Origin of the sequence: Microlunatus kandeliicorticis, from assembly GCF_014137855.1 — a bacterium.
GTDB lineage: Bacteria > Actinomycetota > Actinomycetes > Propionibacteriales > Propionibacteriaceae > Microlunatus > Microlunatus kandeliicorticis.
The window spans coordinates 203,737-228,902 of sequence record NZ_JACGWT010000004.1; the positions used below are offsets into that span (position 1 = coordinate 203,737).

The window sequence follows — 25,166 nt, forward strand, 5'->3', positions numbered from 1 at the left end:
CCCGGGTCAGGAGAGCTCGGGGGCCAGCTGCGGGCTGCCGAGGACGTCGCCGAGCCCGGCGAGCACCGCCTCCACCGGGTCCGGACGCGCCGCGGCGGCGTCCCGGAGCGCGGTGGCGACCCGGAGCGTCCGGTCGCCGTCGAGCACCCGGCCGACCGCGCGGGCCAGCCGCGCCGCCGACGGCGTCCCGGTGCGCAGGTCGACCCCGAGCCCGGACCAGGCCACCCGGGCCGCCACCTCGGGCTTCTCCTCGGTCGATCCGGCGACGATCAGCGGGACCCCGTGCCGGGCGGCCTGCTGGACACCGCCCCACCCGCCGTTGGTGATCATCAGCCGGGTCAGCGGCAGCAGCCGGTCGTAGGGGACGAAGTCGGTGACGAAGACCCGCGGCGGCAGCGTCCCGCCCAGCCGCCGGGCCAGTTGGGCGGCGGCCGCGACCGGTGACCGGCCATCGACCGCCCCGGTGCTCACCACCGTGACGACCTCGCGGCGGGCCAGCACCCGCAGCGTCGGCAGCACCAACCGGTCGAGGTCGTCGTTGTCGACGGTCCCCTGCGTCACGTGCACCACCGGGTGCTGCCCAGCCAGGGTGGTGAACCGGCTCCACCAGTCGGGCAGCCCGCGCTCGGGGGTGAAGGCGGGCACCGGCCCGAGGCAGCGGACGGTGTCCGGGAGCCGCCGGCGCGGGTACTCCAGCTCGGGCAGCCCGAGCTGGAAGGTGGCGTCGAACCGGCTCGCGGCGTCGAAGTAGTTGAGCCCGCCGGCGGGCAGCCGCCACGGCGCCAGCGCCTCGCGCAGCGCGACCTGGACGGGCCGTAGCGGGCCGCGGTGCAGCAGCCAGTTGACCTGCCGGTTGCGCTGCCGGGCCAGCGGATCACCGCGGTGCCGCAGCCCGGTGCCGAACGGTGACGCGTCGCTGCTGACCTGCGACAGCGGGGTCACCGAGAGGCCGACCACCGGCGGCCGCGCGTGGCGCGGGGTGCCGAGCAGCAGCGGCAGCGCGCCGAGATAGGCGGTGTCGGCGAGCACGAGATCCGGGCCGCCGACGGTCAGCTCGGCGTGCAGCGCCTCCGCCTGGACGCCGAGCGGGCCGATGAACCGGTCGATGATCTCCTGCCGGGCAGCCACCCACCGGGGTTGCCCGCGCCGGACCGGCCGGTCCCGGACCGAGCCCACCGCGGCCGGCGGGAGCGGCAGGAAGCGCAGCCCGGCCTGCGCGACCAGCGGGCGCATGGTCGTCCCGGTCAGCACCGCGACCTCGTGGTCGGCGGCCAGCCGGCGTCCGATGGTCAGCAGCGGCCCCAGGTGGCCGAGCATCGGGGTGGCCACCACCAGCACCCGGGCCATCAGCGCTCCCCCGTCGGGCCGCGGCCGGCCGCTCCGGAGCGTCGCTGCCGACGCAGACCGGCGTGCGCGCCGAGCAGCAGGGCGGCCGCGGCGACCAGCCGCCAGCGGCGTCGGCGTCCGGCGCTGCGCACCGCGTCGGCGGCGCGGACGGTCGGCGCGGCCCGGACCCGGTGGTCGGGTCGCACCCGCCGCCACAGTCGTTGGCCGAGGTAGTAGTAGCCGTAGGAGACCAGCACGGTGTGCAGCAACCCCTCCTCAAGCCGCCGCGACGAGGTGAGCACCGCGTTGCCGCCGACCCAGCGCACCCGGCCGGCCTGACGCAGCCGGCGGAGCAGGTCGACCTCGTCGCCGCCCTGCTCGAGCGCGACGTCGTAGCCGGGGAAGGCGCTGGCCAGGAAGGCCGCGTTGGTGGCGGTGAGGTAGCTGACCCGACCGGTGACCGCGGCGGCCAGCCGGACCAGGGCGAACCCGATCGGCGGGAACAGCGCCGCCCACCACGGCGGGTCGAGGTAACGGCAGGGACCGGCCACCGCGACGGTCGGCGACCCGCCCCGCAGGTCGCCGAACCCCGCCACCAGCCGGCTCAGCCAGTCCGGCGGGTGCACCGTGTCGGCGTCGGTGCTGACCACGATGGCGCCGCGAGCGGCCTCGACGCCGGTCTGCCGCGCCCGGCACACGCCCGGCCGCGGCTCGGCCACCACCCGCGCCCCCGCGTCGCGGGCGATGCTCGCGGTGGCGTCGGCACTGGCGTTGTCGACCACGATCACCTCGACCGGCCCGGCGTAGCGCTGCGCGGCCACCGAGGCCAGCGTGGCCGCCAGCGTGGCGGCCTCGTCCCGGGCGGGGATGACCACCGAGACCAGCGCGGGCTCGAGGCGTTCCCGGCCGCCGAGCAGGGCGGTCACGACGCAGCCTCCGGTGCCGTGCCGGGGCCGGTCCGTCCGCTCAGGCGGGTCCGCGGCAGCCAGAGCAGCGCCACCGTCGCGGCCAGCACCACCGGGAGCAGCCAGGTCATGGTCGGCACGAACGCGTCGTGGTAGGCCGCCACCACCCGGGCCCGGAGCTCCGGGTCGAGACCGGCGACCGAGGCCGGGGTGAGCTCGGTGGGCAGGCCGCCGATGGCGCCGAGCCGGTCGACCAGCCCGGCGGTGAACAGCCGGCCGACCAGCGCGGTCCCGGCCAGCACCCCGAGCTCGCGGACGAAACCGTTGACCGCGGTGGCCGCGCCGACGTCGGCGCGGTCGGCCGCGTCCTGGGCCAGCACCACCAGCACCTCCCAGGCGCAGCCGATCCCGACGCCGAGGACGAGCAGGCAGGCGCCGACGACCACCAGGTCGGTCTGCACCCGCCAGCGGGTGCCGGCGGCCAGCGCGACCGCCACCAGCGTCCCGCCGACCACCGGGAACGCCGCGGCCCGGCCGGTGCGGCTGACCACCCGGCCGGCCAGCACGGTGGCACCGCCGATGCCGGCGACGAGGGTGAGCAGGAAGAGCCCGGAGGCGACCGGGCTCAGCCCGTGCACCAGCTGCAGATAGGTGGGCAGATAGCCGATGACGCCGAACATGGCGACCGCGAGCACCGCGCCGGCCAGCACCGCGACCAGGTAGCCGCGACGCCGGAACAGCCGCCCCGGGAGCACCGGGTCGGCGGCCCGCCGCTCGACCGGCACCAGCGCGACCACCGCCACGACCAGCAGCCCGGCCGGTCCGAGCGTGGTCGGCGCCGTCCAGCCGTCGCGACCACCCCAGACCACCAGCAGGGTGCCGGCGACCACGGCGACCAGCAGCAGCCCCGCGCCGGCCAGGTCGAGCCGCGGCCGCCCGACCGGGTCGGAAGCGCCCGGTGCCGAACCGTCCGAGGGAGGACCGGCGAGGGCCACGCGGCGGGACGGCAGCCAGCGCCAGGCCAGCGCGGCCGCGGCGAGGCCGAGCGGGACGTTCATCCAGAACGCCCAGCGCCAGCCGACGCTGCCGGTCAGCCAGCCGCCGAGCACCGGGCCGACGACGGCGGCGACCGCGAACACCGCACCGATCCCGCTGAGCACCAGCGTCCGCGGCGCGGGCGGGACGACGTCGGCGACGATCGCCTCGACGAGGACGAACAGCCCGCCGCCGCCGGCGCCCTGCACGAGCCGGGCGGCGATCAGCACCGGCATCGACGGGGCGAGCGCCCCGGCCACCGAACCGAGCACGAACACCAGCAGGGCCGCGACGAAGACCGGGCGCCGGCCGAGCCGGTCACCGAGCCGGCCGAGCACCGGCATCAGCACCACGCCCGCGAGGACGTACCCGGTGCCGACCCAGAGCTGCTGGCCGAGCTCGCCGAGCTCACCGACCAGGGTGGGCAGCGCGGCCGCGAAGACCGACTGGTCGAGCTCGGTGAGCAGCAGCCCGGCGCCGAGGGCGAGCGCCACCACCACCAGCGGCCGTCCGGTCAGGCCGGTCCCTTGGCTCCCGGCGTGCTCGATCGCGGGGTCCGAGCGCCCGGGTTGCGGACGCCCGGGATGCGAGTGCCCAGGGGTCGCGCGGACGGTCGTCCCGGTCACCGGCGCCACGCGGCCGGACCCGGGCCGACGGCGCGGCCCGACCCCGGGAGTGCGGCGACGGACGACATGAGCCGAGCCTAGCCAGCGGCGGACGTCGCTCCGGGGAGCCCGGGCCGGGCCCTCAGTGCGGGTCGTCGGCGGGGCCGCCGGGCTGGGCGAGCGCGGCGGCGATCCCGTCGGCGTCCGCCGGGTCGCGGAACCGCGATCCGCGGTGCGAGCCGTCGCACAGCGGTTTGCGGGCCGAGCGGCCGCACCGGCACAGCGCGATCACGTTGCGGTCGTGGTCGACCTCGGTGCCCTCGGCGTCCTCGAGCCGGACGGCGCCGCGGACGAGCAGCGGCCCGTCCGGGCAGACGGTGATCGACGCCTCGCCGCGGCGCAGCGGGCCGGTCACGACCGCCCTTCGACCAGCCGGCGCCGCAGGCTCGACCGCCCGGTGCCCCAGGCACCGAGCACGTGCTCGGCGAAGAGGTCGTCGACCAGCGCCACCGTGCGGGCGCCGAAGACGATCTGGGCGCCGAGCTCCGGCTCGGTGCGGGCCAGCCCGCCGGCCAGCCGGTGCGCCGCGATCTGCTCGTGGACGGCGTCAGCCACCACGTGCTCGTCGAAGAACGCCGCCGCGCGCGGGCCGCCGCCGAGCCGCCGGTGCCCGCGGGCGTACCGCGCGTTCGGCGTCGAGGAGGTCATCTCGAACAACGCCAGGTGGCCGGTCAGCGCCCCCCGCCAGCGCCGGTGCAGCCCGAACAACGAGATGACGTTGCTGGCCAGCAGCGTCACCGCGGGCACCTCGTCGACGTAGCCGCCGTAGCGGTCGTCGAGCTGCCAGTCGCGCATCAGGTCGCGGAACAGCTGGGCGTGCATGGCGCGGACCTCGCCGAGCCCGTACTCGTCGAGCTGGATGGTGATCATCGCCGCCTTGACGGCGCCGGACAGCCGCGGGATCCCCCAGGTGTGCGGGTCGGCCTCCTTGAGGTGGTAGAGCGAACGGTGGACGAGGAACTCGGAGAACTGCCGGACGGTCGCCTGGCGCATCAGGTGCCCCGACAGCGACGGTCCGCGTTCGGTCCCGGCCAGCGTCTCGAGGGCGGCCACCACCTGCTCCGCGGTCGGCTCGGGATCGGCCGGTCCGAGTCGGTCGACGGTCAGCAGCTCGAGCCCGTCGAGCAGCACCCGCTCCCAGCCGCGCCGGGCCGCCAGCAGCACCGGATGGTGCTCCCAGCCCTCGTCGACGCCCGCCAGCCCGCGGTAGCCGAGCTCGTAGCTGAGCCAGAGCGCGAGCTGCAGGTCGTCGTCGGTGGGGGCCGCCACGGCGGGACCGCTCCATTGCAGCCGGTCCTGGTCCGGCCCGGCCGGGTGAGCACCGGCGCGGCCGGGCGTCTCGTGGTCCGGGTCGGTGTCGAGCAGCTCGAGCAGCGCCTCGGACACCGGTCCGCGCGAGGCCGGCAGCCGTACCGGCCGGTCGTGGCGCAGCCGGGCCCGGTCCAGTCCTGTCCGGTCCAGCGGGGTCTGCTCGAGGTCGGCGGGTGGCCTGCCGGGAGGGCCCTGATCGGGCGAGGTGTGGCTCGTCCGGCCGCTGCGGGCGGTACCGGGCGCGCCCGGACGCCGGTTCCGGCGTCGTTCGGTGCGGCCGGGCAGGACGACGAGCTCGGAGCTCATCGGATCGCCTCGGGACGCAGGGTCGGGTGTGCGGGTGGCCGCACCCCGGTGAACCGGGTGCGCGGTCGGATGGTGCGTGGGTACATGTCGCTCCTGGGCAGGCCAGTCGGACGGCTTCCCCACGCTGCTGAACCGCACAACGAGTCAAGCACGCAGCACCGACAGTTTCGGTGCGGGGCGCTGGCCCGGCGGCGCGGAGCGGGCATCGCCGCTGGTCAGCGTGCGGTCGGCCGCGTGCGGGGCGGACGGCTCAGCTGCGGGGCGGACGGCTCAGCTGCGGGGCGGGGCGCCGCGCGGCGCGAACGGTGCCTCGGCCGGCGCGACATCGTCGGCGACCGGGACGGTCGGCGATCCGCCGGCGCCGGTCAGCTCCTCGGCGACGGTGCGGAGCTTGACGTTGCGGGTCTGCGAATAGCTGCGCAGCAGGGCGAACGCCTGGTCGGCGTCGCAGCCGACCCGTTCCATCAGCATCCCGATGGCCAGGTCGATCGACCGCCGGGTGTCCATGGCGCTGGCCCGGTCGTCGAGTTCGAGCGCGGTGTCCTCCAGGGTCTCGGCGAGGGCGAGGCCGCCGGCGATCTCGACGGCCAGCTCGGCGGCCACCCGGCGCTGGTCGCGGTCGAGTCCGTCCACCCGGCCGCTGTAGACCTTGGCCACCGCCAGCACCCGGCCCTCCACCTCGACCGGCACCGACACGCACGACCGGGCGCCTGCCGCCGCTGCCTGCTCGCCGTAGCGGCCCCAGCGGTCGTCCCGCGCGAGGTCGGCGACGTAGTCCCCGCCTCCCCCACCCAGGGCGTGCAGACAGGGTCCGTGACCGATCGCGTACTGGATGGCGTCGACCTCCCGGGCCAGCGGCGTGCTCGCCCCGGCGGTCACCGGACCCTGGCCGCGGGTCGCCATGGTCACCGCCACACCGGCCACGTCACCGAGCCGCCGGTGGGTGCGTGCGGCGACGTCGTCGAGATAGCGCCGCACCAGGGAGACCACCCGTTCCGAGGCCTCCGCCGTCGGCTGCTGCCCGCTCATGCCGCACCTCCCGTCGCTCGGCGACGGCTCGTCTCCGCCGTCGCGTCAGCACCGGAAGCCTAGAACGGGCCCCGCGGACCGCCCCGCCACCGCGCGGCCCGTGGCCGGGTGCTGGGATGGGTGCGGACGACCTGAGCAGCACGGAGTCCCCGCCGGGGCCGGCGATCCGGTCGTCGGCGTCCCGACGACCGAGTACGCGCCGAGCACCGACCGAGCACCGCCTGCCGAAGGAGTCCGATGAACGTCGCCGAGCACCTGGTCGACCGCCTGCACCAGTGGGGCGTGCACCGCGTCTACGGCTATCCCGGCGACGGCATCGGCGGCGTGCTCGCCGCGGTCGCCGCCCGCGCGGATGACGTCGCCTTCGTCCAGGTGCGGCACGAGGAGACCGCCGGGTTCGCCGCGACCGCCGACGTGAAGTACGGCGGCAGCCCGATCGGCTGCTGCGCGGTGACCAGCGGACCGGGTGCGCTGCACGCGCTGAACGGGCTCTACGACGCCAAGCTCGACCGGGTGCCGGTGGTGGCGCTGCTCGGCCAGACCGCGGTCACCGCGCTCGGCGGCGACTTCTACCAGGAGGTCGACCTGGCGTCGGTGTTCGCCGACGTCGGCGCTGCCTACCTGCAGACGGTGACCGACCCGTCGCAGGTCAAGCACATGGTCGACCGGGCCTGCCGGTCGGCGCTGGCCACCCGGTCGCCCGCGGTGCTGATCCTGCCCAGCGACGTCCAGGAGAAGGACGCGATGGTCGACCAGCCGGACGCGCACGGCTACTTCCACACCTCGCCGACCCCGAGCACCACGGTGACGGTGGCCCCGGCCGCCGACCTCGAGGCGGCGGCCGACGTGCTGGCCGCCGGGGAACGGGTGGCCTTCCTGGTGGGCATCGGGGCCCGCGGGGCCACCGCGGAGGTGACCGCGCTGGCCGACCTGCTCGGCGCCGGGGCGGCGAAGGCCCTGCTCGGCAAGCCGGTGCTCGACGACCGGCTGCCGTGGGTGACCGGCGCGATCGGGCTATTGGGCACCACCGCGAGCTGGGACCTGATGCGGCACTGCGACACCCTGCTGGTGCTCGGCTCGAACATGCCCTACAGCGAGTACTACCCCGCCCCCGGACAGGCGCGGGCCGTCCAGATCGACCTCGACGGCAGCCGGTGCGGGCTGCGCTATCCGACCGAGGTCAACCTGGTCGGCGACCTGCGCGCGACCGTGGAGGCCTTGCTCCCGCTGGTCCGGGCCCGGACGGCGGGGGCCGACCGCGGGCGCGACCGGTGGCGGGCGCAGGTCGCCGGCTGGAAGCAGCGTTGGGACGACTACTCGCAGGCCCGGTCGGAGGCGAAGGCGAAACCGGTCAACCCGGAGGCGGTGGTGCGCGGCCTGTCCCGGCGGCTCGACGACGACCACCAGATCGCGGTGGACTGCGGCACCGCGACCAGCTGGTACGCGCGCGACCTCGAGCTGCGCCCGACCCAGTTCGGCAGTCTGGCCGGGCTGCTGCTCTCGATGGGCGGCGGGATGCCGTACGCGATCGCGGCCAAGTTCGCCCAGCCCGACCGGCCCTGTCTGGCCATGATCGGCGACGGCGCGATGCAGATGAACGGCGTCAACGAGCTGATCACGGTCAGCCGCTACTGGGAGCAGTGGGCCGACCCGCGGCTGGTGGTGCTGGTGCTCAACAACCGCGACCTGTCCTACGTGACCTGGGAGACCCGGGCGATGCTCGGCGCGAAGCCGGACCCCAACCAGTCGTTCCTGCCCGACGTCCGCTACGCCGACTGGGCGCGACAGCTCGGGCTCGACGGCGTGCGGCTGGACGACCCGACCCGGATCGACGAGGTGCTCGACGCCGCGATGGCCGCCCGTCGGCCGTTCGTGATCGACGCGGTGGTCGACGCCGACATCCCGCTGATCCCTCCGCACCTGACTGCGGACCAGGTGATCAAGACCGCCAAGGCCGAGTTCCGGGGCGACCCGGCCTTCTTCGGCATCGTCGCCGAAGGCGTCCGCGAGAGCGTGGTCGCCAAGGTGAAGGGCCTCCTCGACCGACCATGATCACCAGCCCTGGGGACGCGCGCTGAACCTGTCGAAGCGCCGTGATCACCACGATCGGGCACGCGCGCTGAGTCTGTCGAAGCGCCATGATCACCGTGATCGGGAACGCGAGCTGAGCCTGTCGAAGCGCCGTGATCACCGTGGTCGGGAACGCGCGCTGAGCCTGTCGAAGCGCCATGATCACCATGATCGGGAACGCGCGCTGAGCCTGTCGAAGCGCCATGATCACCACGATCGGGAACGCGCGCTGAGCCTGTCGAAGCGCCATGACCACCGCGATCGGGAACGCGCGCCGAGGGTCCGTCAGTCGCGCTGGCAGGAGGGGCACCAGAACAGGTTCCGGCCGGCCATCAGGTCGCGGCTGATCGTGGTGCCGCAGACCCGGCAGGGCAGGCCGTCGCGGCGGTAGACGTAGTGCGCGGTGTCCCGACGGACCCGGCCCGCGGGTCGGTCGGCGGGGTCGGTGGTGACGATCCGCCCGCTCCGCACCCCGGCCCGCATCAGCGTCACCAGGTCGGGCCAGAGCTCGGACCACTCGTCGGCGGTGACCCCGCGCCCCGGCCGGAACGGGCTGATCCGGTGCCGGAACAGGATCTCGGCGCGGTAGACGTTGCCGACCCCGGCCAGCCGGGCCTGGTCCATCAGCTGCGCGCCCACCGACGTCCTCGACCGGTTGATCCGCTCGAAGGCCCGGTCCTGAGCGCCCGGGTCGCGGCGCAGCGGGTCCGGCCCGAGCTTGGCCACCACCGCGGCAGGGCCGTCCGGGTCGGGCAGCACCTCGCAGGTGATCGCGCCGCGCAGGTCGGTCCAGCGCACCGGTTGGTCGTGATCCGCGGTCTCGATCCGCATCCGCAGCGCGCCCCGCGGCTCGGGCGGCTCCCCCGTCCCCGCGGTGAACTTCCCGTACAGCCCGAGGTGGACGTGGGTGACCAACCCGCCGTCGTAGTGCTGGAACAGGTGCTTGCCGTAGGCGGTGACCCCGGTCAGCCGGTGGCCGTCGACCAGAGCGGCCCCGTCGGCGAACCGGCCCTGCGGGCTGCTGACGCTGACCAGCCGCCCGGCGAAGTCGGCGTCCTGCCGCCGCGCCAGCCGGTGCAGGGTGTGGCCCTCGGGCACGCCGGCCCCTCAGGCCGCGGCCGGCACGGTGCCGGCCGCGCGCTGCCGCGCCTCGCGCTCGACCGGGCTGCGCCGCCAGTCCGCGGGCAGCGCCAGCACCGCGTGCCGGAGCATCCGGCTCATCCCGGCCGCACCGACGTCGGTGGTCGGCAGCCCGGGCAGCCCGTAGAGCCGGCGCGCCCACGGCGGCAGCAGGGCCAGCGCCAACGTCATCAGCCCGATCCAGGCCGGTCGCGCCGGGGTGGCCAGCCGCACCCAGCCGGGCATCGGCGGGACGAAGCCGAACACCACGTTGCGCCGGGCCACCCGGGTCAGCCGGAGCTGCGGGCGGACGTCGCGCAGATAGGTCCGCAGCCCGGCGAGGTCGTGCGGGACGGTCGCCGGGTCGAGGCCGACCAGCCGGGCGCTGGTCCGCATCTCGTCCACGTAGCGGTCGGCGTCCGCGGTGCTCAGTCTCGGTCCGGAGCGGCGGTAGACGGTGAGGAACGAGTCGACCTCCGTGCAGTGCACCCAGCGGAGCAGGTCCGGGTCGTCGACGCGGTAGCTGAGTCCGGTCTCGGGCTCGACGCCCGGGGCCAGCGAGGCGTGCAGCCGTCGCAGCCGCGCCCCGGCCCGCTCGGCCTGCTCGGTGGTGCCGTAGGTGACCGTGGCCACCCACTCGCCGGTGCGCTGGAGCCGTCCCCACGGGTCCTGCCGGAAGTCGGAGTTGTCGTCGAAGCCGGCCATCACCAGCGGGTGGGTGGCCTGGAGCAGCAGCGCGCGGTAGCCCGCCACCGCCATCGCCGGGTCGCTGTGGATCCGCCAGGTCACCGAGTCGGGGCCGAACAGGCCGAGGTCTGCGCCCTCCCGGGGTGCGGTACGGCGGCGCGGGCGGTCGCTGGTGGTCACCGGGATCCTTCGGCCCGGTCCGGTCCGGCGGATGCCCCGGTGAGTTCGGCCGCCCGGCGGAGTCTGACCTGGTGACACCACCACGCCGAGGAGCCCACCATGCCCGCCACCTCCGCCGACCGGCCCGCGTTCGACCTCGGCCCGGCCGCCCGCACCCTGGCCGCGCTCGTCGCCGGCGTGACCGACGACCGGCTCGACGACCCGACCCCGTGCAGTGACTGGACGGTCGGCGGACTGCTCGCCCACGTCCACCAGTTCGCCTCCGTGTTCACGACCAACGCGCGGAAGCAGCCGCCGGAGCCGCCGACCACGCTGGTCGCCGACTGGCGGACCGCGGTCCCGGACCAGCTCGTCGAGCTGGCCCGAGCCTGGGCCGACGACACGGCCTGGCACGGACGGGCGTCGGCCGGAGGGGTGGAGATGTCCGCCGCCGACAACGCCGTGGTCGCGGGCGAGGAGCTCACCGTCCACGGCTGGGACCTGGCGGTGTCCACCGGCCAGTCGTTCACGCCCGAGCCGCCGATGCTCGACCAGGTCGAGCGGTTCCTCACGATCTTCCCCGCCGAGCGGGTGTTCGGCCCGCCGCTGACCCCGGAACAGCCCACCGACGACCGCTTCGCGGCGCTGCTCAGGCGCACCGGGAGGGACCCGGGCTGGCGGCCCGACCGGCCGACCGGTTCCAGGAAGACCCCGTAGCGGGCGGCGGCTCCGGCTCGACGATCGGCCGGTCGGGTGCTCACCAGAGCGGGTGACGTCGGTCCGCGCTGCGCCCGCCGGAGCGGAGGTGCGCGCGAGCGGACGCGAACGCGACGACGATCGCGTGCGGTGGTGAGGACGACGGGGGCACCCGGAGCGACGCGTCCGGAGCGATCCGACCCTGCGGAGGTCGTCGGCGAGCCGGGCCGACGGACCGCGGTCGAACGAGCTCGGTGAGCGTGCGACCGGCGCCGGGCCTGCTGCCGGACCCGGGCTGAGCATAAGCCGGACGGCGCGCCCGGAAGCGATCACCGAGCGTGGAGCTCCCGGCTTCGGGCACCCGGCACGACCACCGCCGTCGGCCCAGTTCCCGGCGACTCAGCTGCGGCGGAGCTCGTCGGCGGGGTTGAGCCCGTAGGCCTCGCGGTAGGCCTGCGCGAACCTCCCGGCGTTCGACCATCCCCAGCGCGCCGCGACCTGACCGACGGTGACCGGGCGGTCGGAGAACAGCAGTTCGTGGCGGGCGTGGTCGAGCCGGACCCGGCGCAGGTAGCCCGTCGGGGTGTGCCCGGTGTGTCGGCGGAACAGCGCCTGCAGCGTCCGCGGGCTGACCCGCGCTGCCTCCGCGATGTCGACCAGGTCGAGCGGCCGGTCGGGAGCGCTCTCGATGAACGCCTGGGCCCGCGTCACCGCCGACGGCGCGGCAGCCGGCGCGCTGGGCCGTCCGACCGCGTCCGCGGAGTTCGGGAAGGTGGCGAGCAGCGCACTGTTCAGCAGCGACAGCAGACTGCGGACGGCCAGCGGGGTGGCGGTGTGCGCGCGCTCGAGGCCGAGCGCCGTGGCCCGGACGAAGGAGACCGTCTGCCGCCAGTGCAGCTCGGCGGCGGCCGAGCGCGGCGGACCGACGTCGATCACGAGCGGGCTGTCCCCGAGCAGCGCGGCGGCGTCGCGGTGGAGCAGCTCGTCGTCCAGCGAGACCGAGGTGGCGTCGTGGCTCGGCCAGTGGGCGGCCAGCGGAGCCCCGGCGGGCAGCAGCGCCGACTGGCCCGGCGCGAGCGCCAGGGCACGCTGGCGGTGCTCGAGGGCGAGCGGGGTCCGGTGCAACGAGGTGACGCTGGTGGCGCGCAGCCCCGCCGCGAGGTCGATCTGGGCGTCCCCGGAGTGCCAGACGGTGCCGATCGAGCAGGTGCCGCAGGCCACCAGGTCGATGCGGAGCACGAACGTCCGCTCGGCCGAGGGACGCAGCCGCACCTTGTGCTCGGCGTAAAGGTCGCGGAGCACCTCGTGACCCTCGTCGGGGTCCTTCGTCTCGTGGCTGAAACGGCGTACTGGGGTCATGGAGTCGGCCGGCGGCAGTGCTACTGGCGCTCCCGCCCTCTGCTGAACGGAACCGGTCGGACGCTCCCGACGCTGCCGGCGGTCGGTTTCCGTCCGGACAGGACGGTAATCGGTCGCGGCCGACACATCCAGTCCCGGCCCCTCGATAGAACGGTGTCGCCGACCGGCACCCAGCGAGGCCGGCAGGCTTGATCCCCCGTCGCTGGTCCGCAGCACCGGCCGCCCGGTTGGTGCCCGGCGCAGCGGGTACGACGTCCCGGTGAGCTCATCGGACATCCCCGGCCCGCTGCGCCGGAGCCGGATCCGGCTCGACGTCGCCCCCGGCGTCCACGCCCTGACCCACGCGGCCACCAACTGCTACCTGCTGGCCGACGAGGACGGCGTCACGCTGGTCGACGCCTGTTTCGCCTCGAGCTGGCCGCTGGTGGAACGCGCGCTCGAGCTGACCGGTCACACCCCCGGCGACCTGCGCGCCCTGGTGCTGACCCACGGCCACTTCGACCACGTCGGGTTTGCCGCCTCGCTGGTCGCCCGGCGGTGGCTGCCGGTCTGGGTCCACCCCGGCGACCGGCGGCTGGCCCGGCACCCGTACCGCTACCGACCCGAATGCAACCGGCTAGCCTTCCCGCTCCGGCGGCCGCGCTCGTGGCCGGTGCTCGCCGCGATGGTGGCCGCCGGCGCGCTGCGGACGACGGGCGTGACGGCCGACCACGACCTCGTGGACGGCGCGGAGCTGCCGGTGCCCGGACGTCCCCGGGTGCTCCACCTCCCGGGCCACACCGACGGTCAGTGCGCGCTGCTGCTGCCGGACCGGTCGGTGCTGGTCTCGGGCGACGCGCTGGTGACCCTCGACCCGTACACCGGTCGCACCGGCCCGCGGCTGGTCGCGCCGGCGGCCACCGCCGTCGTGGCGACGGCGCGGGCCTCGGTGGCCCGGCTGGCCGACGTCGGGGCCGACCTGCTGCTCCCGGGGCACGGCGACCCGTGGCCCCACGGGGTGGCGGCGGCCGCGAGCGCCGCGCTCCGCTCGCCGATCGGCTGAGCCCGGGGCGGGTGCACGGGGCGCACGACCGGAGCCGTGAGAACGACCTGTGTGAGATCTGAGGCGGTGGGTAACCGCTGGGCAGGGCAGCCGAGACCGGGCGTTCCGCGCCGACGTGTCGGGCGTGAGGCGTCGGTCGGCCGTCCGATGTTCGGCGTGGCGCTGTAAGCAGGACAGCGGGGGGCGCCGAACCACACGAGGGGACGACATGACCCACCCGACCCACGGACCAGGCGACGCCTGGCCCACCGATCCGCGTCCGGCCCAGGGCGTGGACCCCGTGCCGGAGAGTGCCGTGGCCACCCCGCCCGAGCCCGTGCTCGGCGCCGGTGAGGGCCTCGGCGGCACCGCGAGCACCAGCAGCAGCACCACCGGGATCACCGGTTCCGGCAGCACCACCGGTTCCGGCTCGGACGGCGGTGGCAGGGCCGACGAGGCGAAGCACCAGGCCTCCGAGGTCAAGGACACCGCCGCCTCGGCCGCGCAGGACGTGGCCGGAACCGCCAAGGAGCAGGCGCGCAACGTCGTCGGCGAGATCGGCGACAGCTCGCGCGAGCTGCTGTCGCGCAGCGGCTCGGAGCTGTCCGACCAGGCCGGCCGCCAGCAGCAGCGGCTCGCCGGCGGCATCTCCGGCTACGCCGACGAGCTGCGCCAGCTGGCCTCGGGCAACGCCACGTCCGGCACCGTCAGCGATCTCGCGCACCAGCTCGCCGAGCGCGGCGAGCGCGCCTCGGACTGGCTGAGCCGGTCCGAGCCGCGCGACGTGCTGCACGCCGTCGAGGACTTCGCCCGTCGGCGCCCGGTGGTCTTCCTGGCCGCCGCGGCCGGCGCCGGGGTGCTCGCCGGACGTTTCGCGCGCGGGCTCTTCGCCGACTCCCGGGGCGGTGACCCCGTGCTCGAGTCGGGTCGGCACTCCGCGAACGGCGGCACCGGCCCGGACCTCGGCACCAGCCGCCCGTCGGCCTCGCTCGAGGAGGTCCCGACCTCCGGCACCGGGGCCGGACCGACCTACGACGACCCGCTCGCCGCACCGGGCGTCGACCCGGTGGCCCCGCAGGTGGTGCCCGGCGCGGCGGCCCCGGTCTACGGGCCGGCCGGCACCGTCCCCGGAGGGACCGCCCCCGGGGGGACGGCCGGCGTCGACCCGGTCAGGAACGAGCCGCGGCGATGAGCGGACCGGTGTACGGCCCCGGCGACCACGGTGCCGTGACCTCGCCGCTCGCCGACGGCCCCGAGCCGGGCCGGCAGCGATCGATCGGCGAGCTCCTCGGCGACGTCAGCCAGGACCTGTCCCGGCTGATGCGCCAGGAGGTCGATCTGGCCAAGGCCGAGGCCCGCCAGTCGGCGGGCCGGGCCGGCAAGGGCGTCGGGCTGTTCGCCGGTGCCGCGATCGCCGGCGTGCTGCTGCTCGTCTTCGTCTCCGTGTCCGCCTGGTGGGGACTCGGGCAGTTCATCGGCAACCAGTGGTCGGCGCTGATCGTGGCGCTGGTCTGGGCGGTGGTGGCTCTCGCGCTGGCCCTGGCCGGCCGCTCCGAGCTCCGCCGCATCCGCGGGCTGCCGGACACCACCGACACGCTCAGCAAGATTCCCAACGCGGTCAAAGGACAGGAAGAGGTCAACCGATGAGCCAGGATCCCGCGGTCGTCCGCGCCGAGATCGAGCGGACCCGAGCGGAGCTGAGTCGCGACGTCGACGAGCTGACCGACCAGGCCAACCCGAAGAACATCGCGCGCCGCAAGGTCGAGGGCGTCAAGGAGTCCGCGGTCGGGCTCAAGGACGACCTGAGGGAGAAGGTGATGGGCGTGGCCGACCACGGCTCGGACCTCGGTGACCGGGTCGGCTCGGTTCCCGGCCGGGCCCGGGCCCGCACCCAGGGCAACCCGCTGGCCGCCGGGCTGATCGCCTTCGGCGTCGGGCTGCTGGTGGGCGGAATGATCCCGGCGAGCCGGGCCGAGCAGCAGGCCGCCGCCAAGGTCAAGGACGCCGCCGAGCCGGTCAAGCAGCAGGTGGCCGACGTGGCCCGCGAGGCCGGGGAGAACCTGCGCGAACCGGCGCAGGACGCGGTCGCCTCGGTCCGCGAGACCGCCTCCGACGCCGTCCAGACGGTCAAGGAGGACGGCCGGCAGGCCGCCGGCGAGGTCCGCGACCAGGCGCAGGACTCGGCCCAGCAGGTCCGCCGGAGCTGAGACCGGCGGCCCACGCACGCGGGGCGGCCCCGGTTCTCGCCGGGGCCGTCGCCGCGCCGATCGTCGGCGTGAGCCCGGGTCCGACCGTCACGGACGGCCGGGTCCCGGGCTCCGCCGCACCAGCCCTCGCCCGCTTACCGAACTCATCCGACCCCGTTCCCCAGGAGGACCCGCATGGCCCAGAGCACGACGGCCGGACGCACCCGACCGGACCTGACCGCGGGAGGTGGGCTGACCCGCCGGCTCGACGCGCTGATCGGCCGGATCGAGCGCGCGGAGGCGCTCGACACCGTCGCCGGGCCGGTTGCGGCGCTGGAGAAGAAGCTCGGCGAGAAGCTGCCCTGGTGGCGCAACCTGGCCAGCGGGACGTTCCTCGGCCACCCGCTGCACCCGTTGCTGGTGGCGGTGCCGATCGGCTCCTGGAGCGCCTCGTTGCTGTTCGACCTGGCCGGTGACCGGCGCGGCGCCCGACGACTGGTCGGGGTCGGGTTGCTCGCGGCCCTGCCGACGATGGCCTCGGGTGGGTCGGACTGGGCCTACACCAACGGGGCCGAGCAGCGGGTCGGGCTCGTCCACGCCGGCGCCAACGGCCTCTCGCTGCTCGCCTTCGGGCTGAGCTGGCAGGCCCGGCGCCGCGGCCACCACGGCCAGGGCGTGCTCTGGTCACTGGTCGGGGCGACCGCGGTCTCGGTCGGCGGCTGGCTCGGCGGGCACCTCTCCTACGCGCTCGGGGTCGGCGTCGACACCACCGCCTTCCAGCACAGCACCGCGGAGTGGACCGAGGTGGCGCGCAGCGAGGACGTCACCGAGGGCGCGCTCCGTGCGGCCGACGTCGGCGGGGTGCCGCTGGTGCTCACCCGGCTCCCGGGCGGGACGGTGATCGCGCTGGCCGACCGGTGCAGCCATCGCGGCGCCCCCTTGCACGAGGGTGAGCTCGACGACGGCTGCCTGGTCTGCCCGTGGCACCGGAGCGTCTTCGCCACCGACGGCGCGGTGGTCCGTGGCCCGGCCACCCGTCCGCAGCAGAGCTACGCGGTGCTCGAGCGCGACGGCGCGGTGTCGGTCCGGATCGCCGACGAACCGCGCAGCCTGCGGACCAACCCGGTCGGCCCCTGAACCACCGGCCCCTGAACCACCGGCCCCTGACCCGCTAGCCCTCCGGATCGGCGGCCGGGGCGCGGAGCACCACCCGCGCCGGTCCGACCGCCAGCGACAGCAGCAGCACCACGACGGCGACCGCGGCGACCGCACCGGCGGTCCGGCCGGCCGCGACGTCGAAGATCAACAGCACCGTCCCGGTCATCACCAGACCGAGCCCGGACATCGCCAGCACCAGGAACCGGTGCCCCAGCCGGACCACCTCGGGCTTGCGGTGCCGGCGGAACAGCCGGCGGTGCAGCACCACCGGGGTCAGCGCCATCGCCGTCGTCAGGGTGGCGATGGCCACCAGCGCCAGATAGACGACGTGCTGGAAGGTGGTCAGCGTCGAGAACCGCGGCTGGAAAGCGATGGTCAGCAGGAAGCCGCTGAGGATCTGGGTGCCGGTCTGCACGATCCGGGTCTCCTGGAGCATCTCGTTCCAGTTCCGGTCGCTCCGCTCGCTCAGCGTCTCGTTCCGCCCGTCGTCGCGGTCGGCGTCCGCGTCCGGGTCGGGGCGACGGTGCCGACGCGGGTCGACGTCGTCCGCCTGCTGCTCCATGGGGCTCCTCTCGGCCTCCGGCGTCGGTGCCGGCACCGACGGTCCGGTGATCATCCTCCTCCGAGCGACCCGACGGCCCGGGCGATCAGGATCAGGGTGACGAACAACGCGGTGGTGGCCTGCAACGCCATCAGGGCCTTGGCCCGGCTGCTCAACGGCATGGTGTCGGTCGGGCTGAAGGCGCTCGAGTTCGTCACCGAGAGGTAGAGGTAGTCGACGTAGACCGGGATCCAGTCGCTCCGGGCGCTCGAGGTGCGGGCCACCTCCACCACGTTGTCGTCGTTCTCGTCCTGGGAGAAGCGCCAGTCGGCGGGCGGCAGCGAGGCACGGGCGATCGAGCGCCGGGCGACCGGACCGCCGCGGTCGAGTTCCCAGTAGAGCAGGCTGAAGCCGATCACGTTGGTCAGCCAGACCTGCGCGGCGCCGATCAGCAGCGGGGCCCCGCCGGTCCGGGGCTGGAGCAGCGCGTGCAGCAGCAGGCCGAGGGCGCTGAGGTTGGTGACGATCAGCACCGCTGCCAGGGCCAGCGACGCCCGCCGCGACCACCGGCTGCGTTCGACCTCGCGGCGCGGGTTGGTGATCATCATCGCGACGAGCAGCACCAGCTCGACGGCGGGCACGATGAAGCGCGGCGCGAAGAGCAGCGGCTGCGGCAGCAGGGCGTAGACGGCGATCGCCACCACCACCGCGGTGACCGGCGGGATCCGGTTCTCTCCGCGGCCATCGGCCCGTCGCCCGGCCCGGCCGGACTCCCCTGGTGCGCGCACACCCCACCGATCCCGTGCTCGTGCGGTGCGCCACGCGGCTCGAACGCCCGCTCAGCCTAACGTCGGGTCCACGATGGAGCGGTGGCCACCACGCTGACGATCCGCGACCGTGCCGGGGCCGACGACGAACGGATCGCGGAGCTGGCGCTGCAGTCGATCACCTTCCACGTCGAACGGTTCGCCGACCTGCGTCCGGCGCCGAGCCGGGAATGGGTGCGTGGGCAGTTCGCGGAGCTGCTCGACCAGGACACCGAGGCGGTCGGGAGGACCCGCTGTCGGGTGGCCGAACGCGAAGGCGTGGTGGTGGGCTTCCTCACCGCGGTGCTCCGCGACGCGCCGGAGGGCGGGCTCGAGCGCTTCGACGGCCCGCTGGTCTACGTGTCCGACGTCGCGGTCGACGCGAGGGTCCGGCGGCAGGGCGTCGGCCGGGCGTTGATGGACGACGCCGAGACCTGGGCTCGCGAGCGGGGCGCCTGCGCGCTGACCCTCAACGTCCGTCACGGCAATCCGGCCCGGTCGCTCTACGAGGAGCTCGGTTACCACCCGACCTGGCAGACCTACCGCAAGAACCTCTGAGCACCCGCACGCTGCACCGCGAACTGAGACTGTCGAAGCGCACGCTGAGCCTGTCGAAGCGCACGCTGAGCCTGTCGAAGCGCCCCCGACGGGCTCAGGGACGGGCCTTGGACCGCGGAGGGGCCGAGGTTCAGGGATGGCGGGCGTAGACCCGCTGCGGCTCCGGCTGCGCCCGGTGTTCGAGCGGGGCCGGAGCCAGGGCCGGGCGGGCCCGGACCAGCCGTCGCGGCGGACCGAACTCGGGGCCGGGGCACTCGCGGAGCGCGGATCCGCACAGACACAGCACCGCGCCGGCCAGCAGCCAGCCGCCGACCAGGTCGGTGAACCAGTGGTAGCCGAGATAGACCCGGGTCAGCGCGATGAGCACCGCCACCGTCCCGGCGAGCACGGCGACCAGCGTGCGCGCGGTGCGGGTCGGACGGCGGAGCCCGGCGCCGAGCGCCAGCGCGATCAGCACGTAGACCACCGCACTGTCGGTGGTGTGGCCGGAGGGGAACGAGTAGTTCCAGGCCGGGGTGCCGATCACCCCGGCGGCCGACGGCCGCTCGCGGGCGACCAGCACCTTGAGCAGGGTCACCGCGCCCGCGGTGCCGGCCCAGGCGCCGATGATCACCAGCAGCCGGCGGGCGTCGTAGCCCCGCCACCAGAGCACCAGCGCGGTGACGATGCCGACCACGAACAGCGTCCACGGCCAGCCCACCCAGGTGATCACCGTGGACAGCACGGTGAGCACCGGAGAGCGGAGATCGGTCAGCCAGCCGGCCACGGCGTCGTCGCCGGGCAGCGACTGGTTCGGGTGCCGGACGACCTCGCCGGCCAGCACCAGGAAGCCGGCGAGCAGCACTCCCGCGATCACGCGGAGCACGATCGTGTGCCGGTCGACCTGTCTCACCGTGCGTTCTCCGTTCCCGTGGCGCGGACGACCCGGTGTCACCCGCAGCAACGAGTTTGCGCACCCGCGCTGTACGACCGCTGAGCCGCGGCCCCGGTGGCTGAGAGGAAGCCCTCCGGACACGCAGAACGGGGGTGACCCGCACCGATCTCGGTGCGGATCACCCCCGTTCTCGATGTGACACGTCGTCGGGCTGACAGGATTCGAACCTGCGACCCCCTGACCCCCAGTCAGGTGCGCTACCAAGCTGCGCCACAGCCCGAACGGGCCGGTTCGTGCTGCTCCCGGCCCGGCGGAGCACTCTACCAAGCTTCTGCGTCAGGCCTTACCGCGGCGCTTCTCGCGGGCCCGGACCTGCAGGTGCACCGGCGACCCGACGAAGCCGAACTCCTCGCGCAGCCGCCGTTCGACGAACCGCAGGTAGCCGGCCTCGAGCGTCCCGCTGGTGAACAGCACGAACGTCGGCGGCGCGGTCTGCGCCTGGGTGCCGAAGAGGATCCGGGGCTGCTTCCCGCCCCGCACCGGGTGCGGGTGGGCCGCGACCAGCCGGCCGAGGAACGCGTTGAGCTTGCCGGTGGAGACCCGGGTCTCCCAGCCGGCCAGCGCTTGCTCGATCGCCGGACCGAGCCGGTCGACGTGCCGACCGGTCAGCGCCGAGATGTTGACGTGCTCGGCCCAGCCGAACTGCACCAAGTCGCGCTCCATCTCGCGGCCCAGGTAGCGCCGCCGCTCCTCGTCGGTGAGGTCCCACTTGTTGAAGGCGATCAGCAGCGCCCGGCCGGTCTCCTCGACGCTGGTGAGGATCCGCAGGTCCTGCTCGGTCAGCGGCTCGCTGGCGTCGACCACCACCACACAGACCTCGGCGCGCTCGATCGCCGCCTGGGTCCGCAGGCTGGCGTAGTACTCGTGGCCGGACGCCTCCTTGACCCGGCGGCGGATCCCGGCGGTGTCGATGAACCGGTAGACGACCCCGTCGACCTCCACCAGCTCGTCGACGGGGTCGACGGTGGTGCCGGCGGCGTTGTCGACCACCGACCGCTGCCGCCCGGCGACCTTGTTGAGCAGGCTGGACTTGCCGACGTTGGGCCGGCCGACGATGGCCACCCGGCGCGGCCCGCCGACCACCGGCTCGGTGCTCCGCGGCGCCTCGGGCAGCGCCTCGAGGATCGCGTCGAGCAGGTCGCCGCTCCCCCGTCCGTGCAGCGCGGAGACCGGGTGCGGCTCCCCCAGCCCGAGGTTCCACATCGACGCCGCCTCGGCCTCGCTGCGCTGGTCGTCGACCTTGTTGGCCGCCAGCACCACCGGCTTGCGGCTGCGGCGGAGCACCCGGACCACGGCCTCGTCGGTGTCCAGGGTGCCGACGGTGGCGTCGACCACGAACACCACCGCGTCGGCGGTGGCGATGGCCAGCTCGGCCTGCTCGGCGATCTGGGCGGCCATCCCCTCCGCGTCGGGCGCCCAGCCGCCGGTGTCGACCAGCACGAAGTCGCGACCGCTCCAGGTGGCGTCGTAGGACACCCGGTCCCGGGTCACCCCGGGCACGTCCTGGACGACGGCCTCGCGCCGACCCAGGATCCGGTTGACCAGGGTGGACTTGCCGACATTGGGTCGTCCGACCACGGCGACCACGGGCGGGGTGGCCGCCCCCTCGGCGCCCGGGTCGGTGCTCAGGTCGGGGTCCGGCGGCCCGGCGACGTCGTCGGTCATCAGCGGGCCTCCAGGTCGAGCGGGGTCTCGGTGTCGCGGTTGGCGGCCGGCGGCACCTCGCGGGGCTGCGGCGGTCCGGGGAGCGGGAACCCGGTGAGCTCCTGGGCGGCCCGGACGTGCTCGGCCAGGTGCGCCCGGATCCGCTCGGTCTGCACCGCCACCGCGTTCTTGCGCCGCGGCCAGGGCGACAGATCGACGTGCAGCGGGTCGCCGAACACGACGTGCATCTCGGCGCCGCGGCGCGGCACCCCGTGCGCGTTCTGCCCGGACTCGCGGGTGCCGAGCATCGCCACCGGGACGACCGGCGCCCCGGTGACCATGGCCAGGTAGGCGGCACCGTTGCGGGCGTGGCTCACCTCACCGGTCCCCCGGTAGCCCTCGGGGAAGACCGCCAGCAGCTGGCCGTTGCGGAGCAGGTGCACCGCGCGGGTGATCGCGCTGACGTCGAGGGCGCGGCGGTTGACCGGGATCTGTCCGATCCACAACAGCGCCCGGCCGACCCAGCCGTGGAACAGCTCGATCTTGGCCAGCGCGAAGCTCGGGCGCGGGGCGGCGGCGACCAGGATCGGGCCGTCGAGCGCGCCCAGGTGGTTGGCGGCGAGGATGGCCGGGCCGTGGCTCGGGACCTTGTCGCGGCCGTGGACGTGGATGTCCCAGTAGCGACGGAGCAGGAAGCCGCCGGGCCGCCGGGTCAGGGTCAGCAACGGGTGCCGCGGGCGCGGCAGGTCACCGGTCCGGGGCAGGCCTGGTTCGATGCTGAGCACGGGTCGTTCCACCAGCTTCTTCACGTGGGTCGTTCGTCGCGGGAGATCGGGTCGGTCGGGTCTAGGTCGCCGAGGGGGCGTACGGCTCGGCGAGCGTGCAGATCCGGCCGATCACCTCGTCCAGCCCGGCGTGGGTCGAGTCGACCACGGTCACCCCGGGCGCGGCCTCGGTGAACGCGGCGACGGTCGAGTCGTCGGCGTCGCGTCGGATCACCTGGTCGGTGACGTCGTCAGCGGTGACGGTCTCACCCAGCTCGGCGCGGCGGCGGGCCACCCGGGCGGCCGGGTCGGCCACCAGCAGCACCCGCACCTGGGCGTCGGGCGCGACCACGGTGGTGATGTCGCGGCCCTCGACCACGATGCCGCGCGACGAGTCGGCGATCAGCGCCTGCTGCCGGGCGACCAGGTCGTGCCGGACCTCGAGGTTGGTGGCCACCGAGCTGACCGCCGCCGACACCGCCGGTTCGCGGATCGCGGTGGTCACGTCGACGCCGTCGACCGCGATCGTCGCCGTCCGCGGGTCGAGGTCGATGCCGAACCGGGCGCGGGCGACGAGCTCGCTGACCCGGTGCCGGTCGGTGCGGTCGACCTGCTCGTGGAGGGCCAGCCAGGTCGCGGCGCGGTACATGGCCCCGGTGTCGAGGTAGTCGAGCCCGAGCCGCTCGGCGACGCCGCGCGCGGTGCTCGACTTGCCCGAGCCGCTCGGCCCGTCGATGGCGACCACCAGACGCTCTCCCGACCCAGACACGCCCCACAGGCTAGCCGAGCGGGCCGACATCCCCGGCCCGCGACAGCGCCGCGGTCGGTCAGGCGGTCGGTGGGCCGGTCCACAGGCCGGTCCACGAGCCAATCCATGGGTCGGACCGTGGGGTGGCTCAGACCTCGCTGCGGGCCTGGCGGATCTCCCAGCCGCGGTCACGCATGGTGGCCACCAGACCGTCGGCCAACGTCGGCTGGACCGCCAGGGTCAGATAGCCGACTTCGCGGACCTGGTCGTGCTCGATGGCGATGTCCTCGACGTTGACCCCGGCCTCGCCGATCTCGGCGAACAGCCGCCCGAGCGCACCCGGGGAGTCGGGGATCTCGACCACCAGCTGGGCGTCGTCGCGCGGGGCGGACCCGTGCTTGCCCGGGATCCGGCGGGTGCCGGCGAGCCCGCGCTCGAGCTCGGTCCGGACCCCGTCCGTCCGCCCGGGGGTCTGCTGGGCGGTCTCCACCGCGCTGATCAGGTCGTCGAGCCGGAGCTGGACGGCCCGCAGCTCCGGCAGCAGTGCGTGCGCGTTGGCGCCGACGATCTGCTGCCACAGCTCGGGGTCGCTGCCCGCGATCCGGGTCACGTCGCGGAGACCCTGACCCGCCAGCTGGAGCTGCTCGGGCTCCACCTCGGTCAACCGGCCGGCCATCAGCACCGACATCAGGTGCGGCAGGTGCGAGACCCGGGCCACCGCTGCGTCGTGCTCCTCGACGTCGAGCACCACCTCGCGGGCCCGGCAGAGCTTGACCAGCTCACGGACCGCGGCGATCCCGGCCTCGCCGGAACGCCGGTGCGGGGTGATCACCCAGGTGCGGTCGACGAACAGGTCGGCGCGCGCGGTCACCGGGCCGGTGCGCTGCGAACCGGCCATCGGGTGCGAGCCGACGTAGCGCTCGAGCACCGCCCGGTCGCCGACGCTCTCCCAGAGCCGGTGCAGGACGCCCGCCTTGACCGAGCCGACGTCGGTGACCGTGGCGTTCGGGTAGTCGCGGAGCGCGCCGGCGATCACCTCGGCGAGCGCGGCCGGCGGGACCGCGACCACCACCAGCCGGACGTCGGCGGCCACCGGCTCGTCGACCGTGCCGGCCCCCAGCCCGGCCGCGACCCGGGCGTGGGAGCTGCTGAGGTCCCGCAGGTGGACCTGCTGACCCTCCTCGGTGAGCGCGCAGCCGATCGAGGCGCCGACCAGGCCGGCCCCGATCAGCACCACCGGCGAGACGGTCACGACCCGTCGCCGGACCCGCCGGCGTCCTCACCGGCGTGCTCACCGGCGTGCTCACTGGAACCCTCACGGGGAGCGGGCAGCGGCACCTCGTCGAGGGTCTTCTCGGCGACGCCACCGCCGGTGGTCCCGGCGGGCGGCTCGGGCGTGGGCTCCCCCGGGCCGGTCGGGGCGCCGTCGTCGGCGAGCAGCGCGGCCAGCCGCTCGCCGGCGATCCGGCGGAACTTGCGCGGCAGCGCCCGCGTGCGGTCGAGCACCGCGACCTCGAGGGCGTCGGTGCCGAGCTCGCGGGCGGGGACCGACGGACCGCCGTCGGAGGCGAGGCCGCGGACGGCCAGCCGGACCGCCGAGCCGAGGTCGAGCCCCGCGACCCAGCCCTCGCGGATCACCGCGGCGCTGGTCTCGGCCGACCCGCCCATCACGGCGAAGTCCTCCTCGTCGCCGACCGAGCCGTCGTAGGTGAGCCGGTAGATCTGGTCGTCGGCCGGCCGGGTGCCGAGCTCGGCCACCACCAGCTCGACCTCGTAGGGCTTCTCGCCGCCGGAGGAGAAGATCGTGCCCAGCAGCTGGGCGTAGGCGTTGGCCAGCCCGCGGCCGGTGACGTCGCGGCGGTCGTAGCTGTAGCCGCGCAGGTCGGCGTGCCGGATGCCGGCGATCCGCAGGTTCTCGAACTCGTTGTAGCGGCCGACCGCGGCGAAGCCGATCCGGTCGTAGATCTCGCTCACCTTGTGCAGCGCCTGCGACCGGTTCTCGGCGACGAAGAGGATGCCGTCGGCATAGTGCAGCACGACCACCGACCGGCCCCGGGCGATGCCCTTGCGGGCGAAGTCGGCCCGGTCCTTCATCTGCTGCTCGGGGGCCACGTAGAACGGCATGCTCACGCGGCCAGT

25 protein-coding genes and 1 tRNA gene are annotated in these 25,166 nt (G+C 75.1%); 8 read left to right on the top strand and 18 right to left on the bottom strand.

Annotation, left to right across the window (positions count from 1 at the left end):
* Window positions 1-6: 6 nt before the first annotated feature.
* The 6 genes from FHX74_RS13190 to FHX74_RS13215 form a co-directional block, all read right to left on the bottom strand.
* Window positions 7-1,347 (bottom strand): glycosyltransferase, encoded by a 1,341-nt coding sequence (locus FHX74_RS13190; RefSeq protein WP_182560646.1) that lies wholly within the window; start codon window positions 1,345-1,347, stop codon window positions 7-9.
* Window positions 1,347-2,252 carry a glycosyltransferase family 2 protein gene (locus FHX74_RS13195; RefSeq protein ID WP_182560647.1) on the bottom strand — a complete coding sequence of 302 codons (906 nt, stop codon included), beginning with the start codon at window positions 2,250-2,252 and terminating at the stop codon, window positions 1,347-1,349. The genes FHX74_RS13190 and FHX74_RS13195 overlap by 1 nt, the downstream gene beginning before the upstream one ends.
* Complete coding sequence (locus FHX74_RS13200; protein WP_182560648.1) at window positions 2,249-3,892, bottom strand: MFS transporter; 1,644 nt, start codon at window positions 3,890-3,892, stop codon at window positions 2,249-2,251. Before FHX74_RS13200 ends, FHX74_RS13195 begins: the two co-directional genes overlap by 4 nt.
* Window positions 3,893-4,013: 121 nt before the next feature.
* On the bottom strand, window positions 4,014-4,286 hold the full coding sequence (locus FHX74_RS13205; RefSeq protein WP_328823812.1) for a CDGSH iron-sulfur domain-containing protein: 273 nt from the start codon (window positions 4,284-4,286) through the stop codon (window positions 4,014-4,016).
* Window positions 4,283-5,548 (bottom strand): iron-containing redox enzyme family protein, encoded by a 1,266-nt coding sequence (locus FHX74_RS13210; protein ID WP_182560649.1) that lies wholly within the window; start codon window positions 5,546-5,548, stop codon window positions 4,283-4,285. The genes FHX74_RS13205 and FHX74_RS13210 overlap by 4 nt, the downstream gene beginning before the upstream one ends.
* 270 nt (window positions 5,549-5,818) lie before the next feature.
* Complete coding sequence (locus FHX74_RS13215) at window positions 5,819-6,577, bottom strand: GAF and ANTAR domain-containing protein (protein WP_182560650.1); 759 nt, start codon at window positions 6,575-6,577, stop codon at window positions 5,819-5,821.
* A 237-nt stretch (window positions 6,578-6,814) separates the two neighbouring features.
* Here FHX74_RS13215 and FHX74_RS13220 point away from each other — a divergent pair, with 237 nt between their 5' ends.
* Entirely contained in the window at window positions 6,815-8,629 is a 1,815-nt protein-coding gene (locus tag FHX74_RS13220; protein WP_182560651.1) for a thiamine pyrophosphate-requiring protein, read from the top strand.
* 303 nt (window positions 8,630-8,932) lie between these two features.
* On the opposite strand, the gene FHX74_RS13225 is transcribed toward FHX74_RS13220, so the two are convergent.
* Together FHX74_RS13225 and FHX74_RS13230 are read right to left on the bottom strand one after the other, a co-directional pair.
* Window positions 8,933-9,745 (bottom strand): Fpg/Nei family DNA glycosylase, encoded by an 813-nt coding sequence (locus FHX74_RS13225; protein WP_182560652.1) that lies wholly within the window; start codon window positions 9,743-9,745, stop codon window positions 8,933-8,935.
* A gap of 9 nt (window positions 9,746-9,754) precedes the next feature.
* Window positions 9,755-10,633, bottom strand: a complete 879-nt coding sequence (locus FHX74_RS13230; RefSeq protein WP_220483912.1) for an oxygenase MpaB family protein — start codon at window positions 10,631-10,633, stop codon at window positions 9,755-9,757.
* 99 nt (window positions 10,634-10,732) lie between these two features.
* On the opposite strand from FHX74_RS13230, the gene FHX74_RS13235 reads away from it, so the two are divergent.
* The gene (locus FHX74_RS13235) at window positions 10,733-11,329 is read left to right on the top strand and encodes a TIGR03086 family metal-binding protein (protein WP_182560653.1); all 597 of its coding nucleotides are present in this window, start codon (window positions 10,733-10,735) and stop codon (window positions 11,327-11,329) included.
* 378 nt (window positions 11,330-11,707) lie between these two features.
* Here FHX74_RS13235 and FHX74_RS13240 read toward each other — a convergent pair whose 3' ends face one another.
* On the bottom strand, window positions 11,708-12,667 hold the full coding sequence (locus FHX74_RS13240; protein WP_182560654.1) for an AraC family transcriptional regulator: 960 nt from the start codon (window positions 12,665-12,667) through the stop codon (window positions 11,708-11,710).
* 259 nt (window positions 12,668-12,926) lie between these two features.
* Between FHX74_RS13240 and FHX74_RS13245 the strand changes: the two genes are divergently transcribed.
* The 5 genes from FHX74_RS13245 to FHX74_RS13265 all read left to right on the top strand — a co-directional run bounded on the left by FHX74_RS13245 (window position 12,927) and on the right by FHX74_RS13265 (window position 17,011).
* A complete protein-coding gene (locus FHX74_RS13245; protein ID WP_220483913.1) occupies window positions 12,927-13,709 on the top strand; it encodes an MBL fold metallo-hydrolase in 783 nt (260 codons plus the stop codon).
* Between the two features lie 208 nt (window positions 13,710-13,917).
* Complete coding sequence (locus tag FHX74_RS13250) at window positions 13,918-14,880, top strand: hypothetical protein (protein WP_182560655.1); 963 nt, start codon at window positions 13,918-13,920, stop codon at window positions 14,878-14,880.
* Window positions 14,877-15,335, top strand: coding sequence for a phage holin family protein (locus FHX74_RS13255; protein WP_182560656.1), 459 nt, complete (start codon window positions 14,877-14,879; stop codon window positions 15,333-15,335). Before FHX74_RS13250 ends, FHX74_RS13255 begins: the two co-directional genes overlap by 4 nt.
* Window positions 15,332-15,895: a DUF3618 domain-containing protein gene (locus FHX74_RS13260; RefSeq protein WP_182560657.1), complete on the top strand. Its 564-nt coding sequence runs from the start codon at window positions 15,332-15,334 to the stop codon at window positions 15,893-15,895. The genes FHX74_RS13255 and FHX74_RS13260 overlap by 4 nt, the downstream gene beginning before the upstream one ends.
* Window positions 15,896-16,069: 174 nt before the next feature.
* The gene (locus FHX74_RS13265) at window positions 16,070-17,011 is read left to right on the top strand and encodes a Rieske 2Fe-2S domain-containing protein (protein WP_182560658.1); all 942 of its coding nucleotides are present in this window, start codon (window positions 16,070-16,072) and stop codon (window positions 17,009-17,011) included.
* Between the two features lie 34 nt (window positions 17,012-17,045).
* Here FHX74_RS13265 and FHX74_RS13270 read toward each other — a convergent pair whose 3' ends face one another.
* Both FHX74_RS13270 and FHX74_RS13275 read right to left on the bottom strand, forming a co-directional pair.
* Complete coding sequence (locus FHX74_RS13270; RefSeq protein WP_220483914.1) at window positions 17,046-17,594, bottom strand: DUF6328 family protein; 549 nt, start codon at window positions 17,592-17,594, stop codon at window positions 17,046-17,048.
* A gap of 50 nt (window positions 17,595-17,644) precedes the next feature.
* Window positions 17,645-18,361, bottom strand: coding sequence for a hypothetical protein (locus FHX74_RS13275; protein ID WP_182560659.1), 717 nt, complete (start codon window positions 18,359-18,361; stop codon window positions 17,645-17,647).
* 81 nt (window positions 18,362-18,442) lie between these two features.
* On the opposite strand from FHX74_RS13275, the gene FHX74_RS13280 reads away from it, so the two are divergent.
* Entirely contained in the window at window positions 18,443-18,937 is a 495-nt protein-coding gene (locus tag FHX74_RS13280) for a GNAT family N-acetyltransferase (RefSeq protein WP_182560660.1), read from the top strand.
* Between the two features lie 130 nt (window positions 18,938-19,067).
* Here the strand turns inward: FHX74_RS13280 and FHX74_RS13285 are convergent, their stop codons facing one another.
* From FHX74_RS13285 to prcA, 7 genes are all read right to left on the bottom strand, one after another.
* Window positions 19,068-19,829, bottom strand: a complete 762-nt coding sequence (locus FHX74_RS13285; RefSeq protein ID WP_182560661.1) for a phosphatase PAP2 family protein — start codon at window positions 19,827-19,829, stop codon at window positions 19,068-19,070.
* Window positions 19,830-20,017: 188 nt separating this feature from the next.
* A tRNA-Pro gene (locus FHX74_RS13290) sits at window positions 20,018-20,091 on the bottom strand.
* Between the two features lie 56 nt (window positions 20,092-20,147).
* The gene (der, locus tag FHX74_RS13295; RefSeq protein ID WP_182560662.1) at window positions 20,148-21,536 is read right to left on the bottom strand and encodes a ribosome biogenesis GTPase Der; all 1,389 of its coding nucleotides are present in this window, start codon (window positions 21,534-21,536) and stop codon (window positions 20,148-20,150) included.
* On the bottom strand, window positions 21,536-22,324 hold the full coding sequence (locus tag FHX74_RS13300) for a lysophospholipid acyltransferase family protein (RefSeq protein ID WP_182560663.1): 789 nt from the start codon (window positions 22,322-22,324) through the stop codon (window positions 21,536-21,538). The genes der and FHX74_RS13300 overlap by 1 nt, the downstream gene beginning before the upstream one ends.
* A gap of 37 nt (window positions 22,325-22,361) precedes the next feature.
* Window positions 22,362-23,078, bottom strand: a complete 717-nt coding sequence (gene cmk / locus FHX74_RS13305) for a (d)CMP kinase (protein WP_182560664.1) — start codon at window positions 23,076-23,078, stop codon at window positions 22,362-22,364.
* Window positions 23,079-23,175: 97 nt separating this feature from the next.
* Window positions 23,176-24,279 carry a prephenate dehydrogenase gene (locus FHX74_RS13310; protein ID WP_182560665.1) on the bottom strand — a complete coding sequence of 368 codons (1,104 nt, stop codon included), beginning with the start codon at window positions 24,277-24,279 and terminating at the stop codon, window positions 23,176-23,178.
* A complete protein-coding gene (gene prcA / locus FHX74_RS13315) occupies window positions 24,276-25,151 on the bottom strand; it encodes a proteasome subunit alpha (protein ID WP_220483971.1) in 876 nt (291 codons plus the stop codon). The genes FHX74_RS13310 and prcA overlap by 4 nt, the downstream gene beginning before the upstream one ends.
* Between the last annotated feature and the right edge of the window lie 15 nt (window positions 25,152-25,166).